Source organism: Roseomonas sp. TAS13 (assembly GCF_001950415.1).
Classification (GTDB): domain Bacteria; phylum Pseudomonadota; class Alphaproteobacteria; order Acetobacterales; family Acetobacteraceae; genus Roseomonas; species Roseomonas mucosa.
Genome location: NZ_BDLP01000137.1, coordinates 1 through 11,225 on the forward strand (window position 1 = coordinate 1; position 11,225 = coordinate 11,225).

An 11,225-nucleotide genomic window follows, 5' to 3' on the forward strand; every position below is an offset into this window, starting at 1 on the left:
GCTCATGGCGGGCTACGCGGCCGTCTCCACCCTCTGCGCCCTGGCAGGGGCTGTCAGCGGCGGGCTGGGCTGGCCCTTCGCGGCAGCGCTGCTGTGCCTCTGCACCTTCCTGGGCGGGCTGGGCCGCCTCTACGGCGCCGCCATCACCCAGGCCGGCGCCCTGGCGGTGGTGGCCTTCGCGGTGGCGGCAGACCAGCCGGTTCATTCCGCCGGGGCGGCGCTGGAATTCGGGCTGATCTTCGCGGGGGGCTGCCTTTGGGCGCTGCTGCTCAGCCTGACCCTCTGGCGCATCCATCCCTTCCGCCCCTCGCGCCTGGCCCTGGCCGCGGCCTTCCGCGACCTGGCTGCCCTGTGCGCCGACCTGGACCGGCTTCTCGCGGAGGGTTCGACGGAGAATGCCTGGGGCGAGCATGCCGGGCGCCACCGCCGCGCCGTGCGCCTGTCCATCGAGAATGCCCGCGCTGCCCTGGAGCAGCTCCTCCGCGCCCGTGGCCTGCGCGACGCGGTGGGGCGGCTGCTGATCGGGCTGGAAACGGCGGAACGGCTTTTCGCCCTGCTGATCGCGCTGGAGGACCGGCTGGAGGAGCAGGGCCAGCGGCCCACGCCACCGGACCGCCGGGCCGCCCGGCGCCAGTTGCGGCAACTGGCCGTGGTGCTGCTGCGCCAGTCCCGGCTGATGGAGGCGGGGCAGCCGCCCGATGCCCGGCTGCGCGCCGCCCTGGCCCGGCTGGAGGCCATGCCCGCCGCGCCGGAAAGCGAGGCGGGGGAGGGCCTGCACGCCATGGCCGCCGCCCTGCGCGGAATGATCGACAACGCGCCGGCTGGCCCGCCCGCGCCGCAGCCACGGCAGGCCCACAGGTTCTGGGTGCTGCTGCTGGCCAACCTGCGCTGGGAGTCGCTGGTCTTCCGCCATGCCCTGCGTTCGGCCGTGCTGGTGACCGGGGTGATGGTGCTGGCCCATCTCCTGGAATTGCCACAGGCCTACTGGGCCACGATGGCGGTGATCCTGGTGCAGCAGCCGGAGATCGCCACGACCTGGCCCCGGGCGCTGGAACGCGCGGTCGGCAGCGTGCTGGGCGGGCTGGCGGCCGCTTTCCTAGGCTGGGTGCTGGAGGGTCCCCTGGCGCTGACCCTGGCGATCTTTCCCCTGGCCATGGCGACCCTGGCGGTCCGGGGCGTGAGCTATGCGCTCTTCGTCTTCTTCCTCACGCCGCTCTTCGTGCTGCTGGTGGACCTGACCGTGCCGGGCGCGAGCCATGCCGGGCTGGCCGGGCTGCGCGCCTTCAACAACGTGCTGGGCAGCGTCATCGCCCTGGCGGGGGCCATGCTGCTCTGGCCGGAGCGGGCGCCGCAGCGGCTGCGCCTCGCCCTTGCCGGGGCATTGGAAGCGCATGCGCGCTATGCCGCGCTGGCTTTTGGACCCGACGCCGACCGGGCGGCGACCGAGGCGGCGCGGCGAGCGGCCGGGCTTGCCAGCGTCAATGCCGAAGCCTTGCGCGAGCGTGCCGCCCGTGAGCCCTGGGGGCAGGTGGGCGAGCATGGGGGCGAGGGCGAGCGACGCCAGGAGGCCGCCGGGACCGCCCTCCTGCTCCTGCGCCGCCTGGCTGGTGCCAGCACCGCCGTTTGGTTGCAGTCCGCCCGCCATTCCCGAAGCGGCGACCCGGCATTCGGCCGGCAACTGGCCGCCGGGCTGGAAGCCGTGGCGGCGGCCCTGCGCGCGGGCCGAGCTTCGCCGGAGCCCGCATGGCCGCCGGAGGAAGGACTGTCGCCGGAACAGCGCCGCGCCCTGCGCCAGGCCCGGCTGCTGCAACAGGCCGGAGCGCGCTACCTCGGCTGATCGGAACGGTGGCTTTCCCTGGGCGAGCCCGTCATGAGTTTGCGCCGTCCTTTGGGGGTGAGGCGCTGCCTCGCCCCCAAACCCCCACTCCGTGAGGACACTGCGGGCCCTGGACCCGATGAGTTGACCTCCGCTGATGCCGGACGCATCGGAGAGCCATGCTCTCCGGCGGACTGCCGGTGCCACCAGCGCGGACAGGGTGTTTTCCTTCTTGAGCTCCTTTGCCCCGCCTGCCCCCTGGGTTCGGGAAGGCAGGCCTTGTCACCCGCACCCACGCAAGGTGAGGTCCGGGGAGATACGATCTCCCCGGCGGTGGGGGTTCCGGGGGCAGGCGGAGCCTCCCCCGGGGCTGGCCACGAAGCGCAACGCCAGGACCAGGCGACGCCACCCTGCATTCGGGGCGCCGCGCCGGTTGCGCCTCAGGGCCGGAAGGCGCGCAGGGCCGCGAGGGGGAAGACCTTTTCCGCGGCGGCGATGGTGTCGAGCTGGTCCGGCGCCAGCGCGGCGGAGAGGCCGTTCAGCACCCAGACGCAGTCGAGCCCGGCGGCCTTGGCCCCGGCGAGATCGGTGCGCGGCCCGTCGCCCACGGCCAGGACCTTCTCCTTCGGCACGGCGAGGCGGCGCAGCACCGGGCCATAGACGGTCGGGTCCGGCTTGCCGACCTCGAAGATGTCGGTGACGCCCAGCAGGCGGTAGCGGTCGGTGAAGGCCCCGGCGCAGAGCAGGATGCGGCCGCCCACCACCACCTCTCGGTCCGGGTTCACGCAGACCATCGGCAGGCCCTTCTCGGCGCAGGCCCGGAGCACCGCGTCATAGGGCTCCAGCGCATGCGGGCCGAGCTGCGGGTCGGGGCCGGTGTTGAGCAGAAAGTCCGCGCCATCCGGCCGCTCCGCCAGGGTCAGGTCCAGCGTCTCGATCACGCTGAGATCGGTGGCCGGGCCGAGGTGGTAGGCGCGGCGGCCGAGCTTCGCGAACCAGGGGTCGGTGCGGTCGCGCAGCATCTCCCAGGCGACCTCGCCCGAGGTCACGGCGTCCACGTAGAGCGAACGCGGCACGCCGAGCCGGGCCAGCAGCTCCTCCACCACCCAGGAGCGGCGCGGAGCGTTGCTCAGGAAGACCACGCGCTTGCCGGCGGCCTGGAGCTGCGCCAGCGCGTCGGTGACGCCGGGATAGGCCTGCACCCCGTCATGCACCACGCCCCAGAGATCCACCACGAAGCCGTCATAGCGCTCCGCCAGCGGGGTAATGCCTTCGAAGATCTTCATGCCGCGTCAACTCCCACCGCGTCCGAGATATGCGCGAAGCCGTCGCGCCGCAGCAACGCGGCGAGGCCGCGCCTGATGTCCGGGATCAGCGCCGGTCCCTCATAGGCCAGCGCCGCGTAGATCTGCACCAGCGAGGCCCCGGCCCGGATCTTGGCATAGGCCTGTTCCGCGCTGCCGACGCCGCCCGCCCCCACCAGCACGAGCCGCCCGCGCGCCAGCCGGTGGACCGCCGCCAGCATGGCGGTGGAGGGGGCGAAGAGCGGCGGGCCGGAAAGGCCGCCCGCCTCGGCCCGGCGCGGCGAGCGCAGCGTCGAGGGGCGGGCGATGGTGGTGTTGGACACGATGATCCCGGCCACGCCCTGGGCGATGCAGGCTTCCACGATGGCCGGCAGGGCATCCTCGGCGAGGTCGGGGGCGATCTTCACCAGCAGCGGCGGCTGCTTCGCCAGCCCGGCGCGGCGCTCCGCCACGGCCGAGAGGATGGCGGTCAGACGCGCCTCGCCTTGCAGGTCCCGCAGCCCCGGCGTGTTGGGGGAGGAGACGTTGAGCGTCACGTAATCCGCGTGCGGCGCCACGGCGGCATAGAGCGCAGGGTAGTCGCGCTCCGGATCGGCGCCTTCCTTGTTGATGCCGATATTGGCGCCCAGCACGGCGGGCAGGGGGCGGGGCAGGGCCGCCAGCCGCGCCACATAGGCGTCGAGGCCGCCATTGTTGAAGCCCATGCGGTTGACCACCGCGCGGTCCTCCTCCAGCCGGAAGAGGCGCGGCCTCGGATTGCCCGCCTGGGGGCGCGGCGTGACGGTTCCGGCCTCGACGAGTCCGAAACCCAGGCGCATCAGCGGCAGCACCGCCACCGCATCCTTGTCGAAGCCGGCGGCGAGGCCGACCGGGTTGCGGAAGCGCAGGCCCAGCGCCCCGGTGGCCAGGATGGGATCGTCCGGCATGCGGTCGCGGCCGGTGAGGCCGAGGCGCAGGGCCCGCAGCGCCGCGCCGTGCGCGCGCTCGGGGTCCATGCCGCGCATCAGCGGCATGAGTGCGGAGGCGAGGGCAGGAGTCATCGGCGCCCCCTATGGACCGAAGCCGGGCATGGGGGAAGCGCGGGTTGACCACGCGCCCGGCGCCAGGGAGAAGCCGCGACAAGGGATACGCGGCCCGCGGGACGGTCGGCCTGTCGGCCCGCGGGGGGATGGGGGAGACGAACCGGGTGCGCGGACCTCTGCTGCTGCTGGCGGCGCTGGGCCTCTTTGCCCTGCTGGACACGAATTCCAAGCTGCTGTCGGGGCACTACCCGCCGCAGCAGGTGGTGGGCATCCGCTATGCCACCATGCTGACCCTGCTGCTGCTCGCGCGCCTCGCGCGCCCCGGCCTGGGCGGCGATCTGGGCACGCGGCATCCGTGGCTGCACCTGCTGCGCGCCGCCGGGATGCTGGGCTCGGCCTTCGGCTTCTTCCTGGCGCTGCGCGGCCTTGCCCTGGCCGAGGGCTACCTCGTCTATTTCACCGCGCCTTTCTTCACCCTGGCCCTGGCCGCGCTCTTCCTGCGGGAGCCGGTTCCCGCCTCCGCCTGGGGCTGGTGCGCGCTGGGCTTCGGTGGCGTGCTGATGTCGCTGCTGCCCGGTCTGACCGGCGGCGCGCCGGTGGCCTCCTATCTCTGGGCCCTGATGGGCACCGTCTGCTACTCCATCGTCATGACGATCAACCGCTGGCTGCGGCACGAGGCCGGGATGGCGCGGCTGATCCTCTGGACCTCGGCCCCCGGGCTGCTGGTGCTGCTGCCCTTCCTGATGGAAAGCTGGGTGCCGCCCGGGACGCGGGATCTCGCGGCGCTGATGGCCAACGGCGTCTTCTCCGGCGTGGCGTCGCTCTGCCTGGCCGGGGCCTTCCGCCATGCCTCGGCCTCCCGCCTCGCGCCGCTGGAATTCAGCGCGCTCGCCTATGCGGTGGTCTTCGACCTCGCGATCTGGGGCGTGGTGCCGGGACCCTGGGCCATGGCGGGCGCGGCGGTGGTGATGCTGTCGGGGGTGATGAGCCAGCGCTCGGCCCGCGCGGCCTGAACGGCGGTCGACCCGTGCCGCCACGGCACGGGAGGGGCGCCGTCAAAGGGGGCTCTCACCGGCCCGTGCCTCGGCCATAAGCGGGGCCATGATCCTGACGCGCCTCTTCCTGATCCGGCACGCCATCGTCGAGCCCTCGGCCCGGCTGACCATGTACGGGGACATGGACGTGCCGCTCTGCACCGTGGCCCTGGCGGCGGAGCAGGTGGCCCATGCCTGGCTGGCCGAGCGGCTGCCGCGCCCGGCCCGCTGGTTCTGCACGCCGCTGGCGCGGACCCGCTCCACCGCGGCGGCCGTCTTCGCCGGAGGCTATCCCGAGCAGAGGCTGACCGTGCTGCCGGACATGCGCGAGCAGAACCTGGGCCGCTGGCAGGGGCTGACGCATGAGGAGTTCACCGCCCTGTTGCGCGACCCGCCGCACCCGTTCTGGCCGCATTCGGCCGAGGAGCGGCCGCCCGGCGGGGAAAGCGTCGGCGACGTGGTGAAGCGCGTCGGCCCGGTGCTGGACGATCTGGTGGACAAGTATCCGGGCGAATCGCTGGTGATCGTGGCGCATGGCGGCTCGATCCGCGCCGCGCTGGCCCATGCCTGCGGCTTCAGCCCCTATCAGGCGTTGCAGTTCTCCGTCCGCAACCTGTCCCTGACCCGGCTGGAGAATCTCAGCGGCCAGTGGCGCGTCGGCGCGGTGAACGAGGAGCCGCCCGGCCTCAGCGCACTGCACTGAGGCGGCCGGAAATCCGTCCTCCGGAGGCGCCGACGCTTGGTCACAGCCATTCTTTGCGTTTAGAACAGGGATCGGGACCAAGGGGTTAGGGGGAGAATTTGATGCGCCGTGCGATGTGCCTTGTGCTTCTCATGGCGCTGGCGGCCTGCGGCGGGGGCTCGATCCCACCGGCCGCCGAGCAGCAGACGCTGGTGGACCGCGCGACGCTGACAGCGCAGGAGATGCTGGGCCAGGGCGATCCGGGTGTGCGGCAGGACACCCAGGGCTCGCTCCGCCGTTCCCGCGCGGTGATGATCTGCCCGCGCGTGCTGAAGGCGGGCTTCATCCTGGGGGCGCAGGGCGGCAGTTGCGTGCTGACGGCGCGTGACGGGGCGGGATCCTGGTCTTCGCCGGCCTTCTACAGCTTCGGCTCCGGCTCGCTCGGCCTGCAGATCGGCCTGCAGGACGCACAGCTCATGTTCTTCATCCTGACGGACAAGGGGCTGAACGCCGTGCTGGACAACCAGGTCAAGCTCGGCGGCGACATCTCCATCGCCCTGGTGACGGTGGGCGGCGGCATGGGCGGCGCGACCACCACGGCGGCCGGAGCGGACGTGGTGGCCTATGCCAAGACCCGCGGCCTCTATGCCGGCATCACCCTCGATGGCGCGGTGATGAGCCCTTATCACGAAGGCAACCAGGCCTATTACGGGCGGGCGGTCGCGGTGCGCGACATCGTGCTCAGCATGACCGCCTACAACCAGGGCGCCGACCCGCTGCGCGCGGTGCTGATGCAGTACGGCGCCAGCCAAGCCGTCGTACCGCCCTCCGCGCAGCCCTATGCGGCGCCGGCCCAAGGGAGTGTCCCGGGCGCCGCCCCCTATGGTCAGGCCGCGCCCCCCGCCTACAGCGCCCCGGTGACCGGCGGCGGGATCACGCGCGAGACGCTGCACTGACCGTCCCGGCGCGGGAGCGGACCGCGCCGGATGCCGTGGCGCCGCTGCCCCCGTGCAGGGAACGAGGTGCCGCCGCCGGCATCCCCGGCGCGAAAGCCGGGGATGCAACCCCGGGTGGTGCGGGTCCGTCGGCATGGTGCTATCCAGCGGGCCGTCCCGCGGCTGGCCAACCGGCCTCCGTGCCTCTGCCTTCGGGCGGGCGTGATCCACGGCCGTCCCCCTTCCTCCACAGACCTGGCGCGAAGCCCGGTCCTGTTCCGGATCACCGCCCGATGCGCCTGTCCGCGCCCTCCGCTTCCGCCGGGAGGCGGGTCCACGCCCTGTTGCTGGCACTGTGGCCCACCGCCCTGCTCGCCGCCTGCGCCACGCCGCCGCAGGCCACGGCCCGGTTCCGCGAGCCGCCGCTCTCCTATCCGCCCTCCACCCGGGAGCGGATCGTCCGCTTCGCGCTGACGGAATGGCAGGACTGGGGCGGCTACGTCACCACGCCCGGCGAGAAGCACCCGCCCAGCAAGGCACCGGGACCGGAATCGGCCATCGCCAACTTCCCCCGCGTCCTCGCCTACTGGCGCGCGGTGGAGGAGGACCGGCCGGTGATCGACCGGAACCGGGACCGCTATGCCGCCGCCCTGCAAGGCGCGGCGACGGCCCCCTGGCGCGAGCCCGCCTGGTCGGCGGCCTTCATCTCCTGGGTGATGCGCTCCGCCGGGGTGGACCAGCGCGAGTTCGCAGGGAACGCCGCGCATTCCTTCTACCTGGACGCCATCCTGGCCGACGCGCGGGATTTCCCGGCCCAGGCGCCCTTCGTCCCGCACAGCATCGGCGACTATGCCCCTGCACCGGGCGATCTGGTCTGCGGCGACCGCTCGCGCCGCCCGCTCACCGACTGGCGGGAGAGGCTGGCGGAGATCGGGCAGTTCCGCGCCATGCATTGCGACATCGTGGTGCGGGTCGGACCTTTCGTGGCGGAAGCGGTCGGCGGCAATGTGGAGGATGCGGTCACCATGACGCGCTTCCCCACCGATGCCTCGGGGCGCCTGCTGCCGCGCCCGGCGGGGGAGCCCGTCCTGTTCGGCGTGATCGAGGACCGGATCGGCAGGCTGCCGCCCTTCGGCGCGGCCATACCCATCCCCGCCAATCCCCCGGCCAGCATCGGAGCGCCCGTCTCGTGACCGACCAGCCCAGCACCTCGCTCTTCACGCCGCTGACCATGCGGGGCGTGACCCTGCCGAACCGGATCGGCGTCTCGCCCATGTGCCAGTACTGCTGCGCGCCGGATGGCAGGCCCACGGAATGGCACCTGCAGCACCTCCTTTCCCGCGCCCTGGGCGGGGCGGGGCTGGTGATGACCGAGGCCGCCGCCGTGCTGCCGGAAGGGCGCATCACCCCCTGGGACCTCGGAATCTGGGAGGAGGCGCAGGTGCCGGGCCATGCCCGCCTCGCCGCCGCCATCGCCCGCGCCGGAGCGGTGCCGGCGATCCAGCTCGCCCATGCCGGGCGCAAGGGCAGCCGTAACCCGCCCTGGAGGCATGGCCCGGCCTCGGAGCATGGCTGGGAGCCGGTCGGGCCGAGTGCCGTGCCCTTCGAGGGCTATGCCACGCCGCACGCCATGAGCGAGGCGGAGATCGGCGCCACGATCGCCGGTTTCGTCGAGGCCGCGCGGCGGGCGGTGCAGGCGGGCTACCGGGTGGTCGAACTCCACGCGGCGCATGGCTACCTGCTGCACCAGTTCCTCTCGCCCCTCGCGAATCGCCGCGACGACGGCTGGGGCGGCGGTTTCGCCGGGCGGACGCGGCTGGCGCGCGAAACGGCGGCCGCGCTCCGTGCCGCCTTGCCGGGCGACGTGCCGCTCTGGGTGCGGATCAGCCACACCGACTGGGTGGAAGGCGGCTGGACCACGGAGGAAAGCGTGGAACTGGCGCGCCGGCTGCGGGAGGCCGGCGTGGATCTGGTGGATGTCTCCTCCGGCGGCAACGCGGCCCATGCGGAGATCCCGGTCGGTCCCGGCTATCAGGTGCCGGGCGCTGCGGCGGTGCGGCGGGGCGCCGGCATCCCGGTGGCCGCCGTGGGCATGATCACCGAGCCGCAGCAGGCCCAGGCGATCCTGGCCGAGGGCAAGGCGGATCTGGTGCTGCTGGCACGGGCCATCCTGAAGGACCCCTACTGGCCTGTCCGGGCCGCCGAGGCGCTGGGCCGGACGAGCGACCTCTCCATCCCGCCGCAATACGAGCGCGGCTGGGGCAAGTATCCGCTGCGGGACGGGGTGGCGGCACCGATGCCGCCCCTCTGATACGGCCCCTGTAGCGGGGAGGCCGTGGCGGAACCGGGGCCGGCGCTTTGGCGCCGACCCGGAACCCTGGGCTCAGCCGAGGCCGAGCAGTTCCACGTCGAAGATCAGCGTGGCGTTGGGCGGGATCACGCCGCCGGCGCCGCGCGCGCCATAGCCGTGCTCCGGCGGCAGGACGAGGATGCGGCGCCCGCCCACCTTCATGGTGGAGACGCCGATATCCCAGCCGGAGATGACTTGCCCCATGCCGATCATGAACTGGAAAGGGTCGCCGCGGTCGCGGGAGCTGTCGAACTTGCGGCCCGGCTTGCCCTGGTCGTCGAGCCAGCCGGTGTAGTGGACGGTGACCCACTGGCCGGGACGGGGGGATTCCCCCTCGCCGACCACCTCGTCACGGTAGCGGATGCCCGAAGGCAGGGTGCTGTACTGGTCGGCGCTGTCGGTCATACCCGGAATCCCTGAACTGGGTCCGCCCGCTTGTAGGGCAGGGGCGGGCCGAGGCCAAACCCGGGCGGTTTCCCCGGCCGGTCAACTGTTTGGGGGCGATTCACGAGTCCGGCGGTTCCGCCGGCGGCGGCCACGGGCTAGGGAGCCGCGATGGAATCCTTCGATGCGGTGATCCTGGGCGCCGGGGCGGCGGGGCTGATGTGTGCCATGGCGGCGGGACAGCGCGGGCGGCGCGTGCTGCTGCTCGACCATGCGGACCAGGCGGGGGCCAAGATCCTGATCTCCGGCGGCGGGCGCTGCAACTTCACCAACCTGGGCGTGGTGCCGGAGCGCTTCTTCTCCGCCAACCCACATTTCGCGAAATCCGCCCTGCGCCGCTACACGCAGCACGACTTCCTGGCACTGGTGGAGAAGCACCGCATCGCCTGGCACGAGAAGACGCTGGGCCAGCTCTTCTGCGACGGTTCGGCGCGGGCCGTCCTCGCCATGCTGCTGGCGGAATGCCAGGCGGCGCGGGTGGAGCTGCGGCTGCGACACCGGATCACCGCAGTCGCCCATGACGGCGGCGGCTTCCGCGTGGAGACCGACCGGGGCGCCTTCGCCGCGCCGGCGCTGGTGCTGGCGACGGGCGGTCCCTCCATCCCGAAGATGGGCGCCACCGGCTTCGCCTATGACGTCGCGCGGCAGTTCGGCCTGCCGCTGGTGGAGCCGCGCCCGGCCCTGGTGCCGCTGACCTTCGCCGGGGAGGCGCTGGAGATGATGCGCCCGCTGAGCGGCGTGTCGTTGGAGGCGGTGGCCCGCTGCGGCCGCCATGCCTTCCGGGAGGCGGTGCTCTTCACCCATCGTGGCCTGTCCGGCCCAGCCATCCTGCAGATCTCCTCGCCCTGGCGGGAGGGGGAGGCGGTCATCCTGGACCTGCTGCCGGACCGCGATGCCGCCGCCTTCCTGATCGAGCGCAAGAACAGCCGTCCGCGCGCCGAATTGCGGACCGTGCTGGGGGAGGTGCTGCCGCAGCGCCTGGCGGTCGCCCTGGCGGACGGCGTGGCACGGCCCATGGGGGAGTTGCCGGACCGGGAACTGCGCCGGGTGGCGGAGGGGCTGAAGAGCCGCCGCCTGGTCCCCAGCGGCACGGAGGGCTATGCCAAGGCCGAGGTCACGCTGGGCGGCATCGACACGCGGGCGCTTTCCTCCCAGACCATGGAGGCGCGCGACGTGCCCGGCCTCTATGCGATCGGGGAGGCGGTGGACGTCACCGGCTGGCTCGGCGGCTACAACTTCCAGTGGGCCTGGTCGAGCGGCTGGTGCGCCGGACAGGCGCTCTGACTTCGCCTGGAGGGCACCGCCCGGAAGGTTCTTTTTCCGTTCCCGGATGGCCCTGGATGTAAATCAGCGTTTTCAAGGGTTTGTATTCGCGGGGCGCTTGCGTTCTATGGGGCCATGCCCAAGCTCCGCGCTTTTCTCCGGAACCTTGCCGTCGTTGCCGTGACCGTGCTGATCGGGACTGGCGTCGTTGCCCTGACCGGCTTTCCCTGGTGGGTCAGCGGCCCGCTCTATGTGGCCGTGGTGGCCGGGCTGCTGACCTGGGCCGAGAGCCTGCCGCCGCCGAAGCCAGCGAGGAAGCGGGTCCGGAAGGCCTGGCTCTTGATCACATCTACGCACAGCTCCACCGTAAGGCGA

General features: G+C 72.8%; 11 protein-coding genes. 8 read left to right on the top strand and 3 right to left on the bottom strand.

Features of this window, described 5'->3' with window-relative positions; translation table 11 throughout:
• A partial coding sequence (locus ROTAS13_RS12280; protein WP_075822488.1) for an FUSC family protein occupies positions 1 to 1,837 on the top strand: 1,837 nt, incomplete at its 5' end.
• Positions 1,838 to 2,256: 419 nt separating this feature from the next.
• Here the strand turns inward: ROTAS13_RS12280 and ROTAS13_RS12285 are convergent.
• Positions 2,257 to 3,102 (bottom strand): TIGR01459 family HAD-type hydrolase, encoded by an 846-nt coding sequence (locus tag ROTAS13_RS12285; RefSeq protein WP_075822489.1) that lies wholly within the window; start codon positions 3,100 to 3,102, stop codon positions 2,257 to 2,259.
• Complete coding sequence (locus ROTAS13_RS12290; RefSeq protein ID WP_075822490.1) at positions 3,099 to 4,160, bottom strand: quinone-dependent dihydroorotate dehydrogenase; 1,062 nt, start codon at positions 4,158 to 4,160, stop codon at positions 3,099 to 3,101. The genes ROTAS13_RS12285 and ROTAS13_RS12290 overlap by 4 nt, the downstream gene beginning before the upstream one ends.
• Positions 4,161 to 4,306: 146 nt before the next feature.
• Between ROTAS13_RS12290 and ROTAS13_RS12295 the strand changes: the two genes are divergently transcribed.
• The 5 genes from ROTAS13_RS12295 to ROTAS13_RS12315 all read left to right on the top strand — a co-directional run bounded on the left by ROTAS13_RS12295 (position 4,307) and on the right by ROTAS13_RS12315 (position 9,104).
• On the top strand, positions 4,307 to 5,155 hold the full coding sequence (locus ROTAS13_RS12295; protein WP_226946122.1) for a DMT family transporter: 849 nt from the start codon (positions 4,307 to 4,309) through the stop codon (positions 5,153 to 5,155).
• Positions 5,156 to 5,243: 88 nt separating this feature from the next.
• Complete coding sequence (locus ROTAS13_RS12300; RefSeq protein WP_019459790.1) at positions 5,244 to 5,879, top strand: histidine phosphatase family protein; 636 nt, start codon at positions 5,244 to 5,246, stop codon at positions 5,877 to 5,879.
• Positions 5,880 to 5,980: 101 nt separating this feature from the next.
• Positions 5,981 to 6,814, top strand: a complete 834-nt coding sequence (locus tag ROTAS13_RS12305; RefSeq protein WP_019459789.1) for a lipid-binding SYLF domain-containing protein — start codon at positions 5,981 to 5,983, stop codon at positions 6,812 to 6,814.
• A 272-nt stretch (positions 6,815 to 7,086) separates the two neighbouring features.
• The gene (locus ROTAS13_RS12310; protein ID WP_019459788.1) at positions 7,087 to 7,986 is read left to right on the top strand and encodes a DUF2272 domain-containing protein; all 900 of its coding nucleotides are present in this window, start codon (positions 7,087 to 7,089) and stop codon (positions 7,984 to 7,986) included.
• Positions 7,983 to 9,104, top strand: a complete 1,122-nt coding sequence (locus tag ROTAS13_RS12315) for an NADH:flavin oxidoreductase/NADH oxidase (protein WP_075822491.1) — start codon at positions 7,983 to 7,985, stop codon at positions 9,102 to 9,104. Before ROTAS13_RS12310 ends, ROTAS13_RS12315 begins: the two co-directional genes overlap by 4 nt.
• A 72-nt stretch (positions 9,105 to 9,176) precedes the next feature.
• Here ROTAS13_RS12315 and ROTAS13_RS12320 read toward each other — a convergent pair whose 3' ends face one another.
• Positions 9,177 to 9,548: an FKBP-type peptidyl-prolyl cis-trans isomerase gene (locus tag ROTAS13_RS12320; protein ID WP_019459786.1), complete on the bottom strand. Its 372-nt coding sequence runs from the start codon at positions 9,546 to 9,548 to the stop codon at positions 9,177 to 9,179.
• A gap of 150 nt (positions 9,549 to 9,698) precedes the next feature.
• Here ROTAS13_RS12320 and ROTAS13_RS12325 point away from each other — a divergent pair, with 150 nt between their 5' ends.
• Both ROTAS13_RS12325 and ROTAS13_RS26280 read left to right on the top strand, forming a co-directional pair.
• Positions 9,699 to 10,871 (top strand): NAD(P)/FAD-dependent oxidoreductase, encoded by a 1,173-nt coding sequence (locus ROTAS13_RS12325; protein ID WP_075822492.1) that lies wholly within the window; start codon positions 9,699 to 9,701, stop codon positions 10,869 to 10,871.
• A gap of 114 nt (positions 10,872 to 10,985) precedes the next feature.
• A partial coding sequence (locus ROTAS13_RS26280) for a hypothetical protein (RefSeq protein WP_139323340.1) occupies positions 10,986 to 11,225 on the top strand: 240 nt, incomplete at its 3' end.

Bases quoted from the DNA above. Each gene is read 5' to 3' on its own strand.
- ROTAS13_RS12325 (WP_075822492.1), top strand. From the start codon at position 9,699: ATGGAATCCTTCGATGCGGTGATCCTGGGCGCCGGGGCGGCGGGGCTG.
- ROTAS13_RS12310 (WP_019459788.1), top strand. From the start codon at position 7,087: ATGCGCCTGTCCGCGCCCTCCGCTTCCGCCGGGAGGCGGGTCCACGCC.
- ROTAS13_RS12290 (WP_075822490.1), bottom strand. From the start codon at position 4,160: ATGACTCCTGCCCTCGCCTCCGCACTCATGCCGCTGATGCGCGGCATG.
- ROTAS13_RS12285 (WP_075822489.1), bottom strand. From the start codon at position 3,102: ATGAAGATCTTCGAAGGCATTACCCCGCTGGCGGAGCGCTATGACGGC.
- ROTAS13_RS12305 (WP_019459789.1), top strand. From the start codon at position 5,981: ATGCGCCGTGCGATGTGCCTTGTGCTTCTCATGGCGCTGGCGGCCTGC.
- ROTAS13_RS12320 (WP_019459786.1), bottom strand. From the start codon at position 9,548: ATGACCGACAGCGCCGACCAGTACAGCACCCTGCCTTCGGGCATCCGC.
- ROTAS13_RS12300 (WP_019459790.1), top strand. From the start codon at position 5,244: ATGATCCTGACGCGCCTCTTCCTGATCCGGCACGCCATCGTCGAGCCC.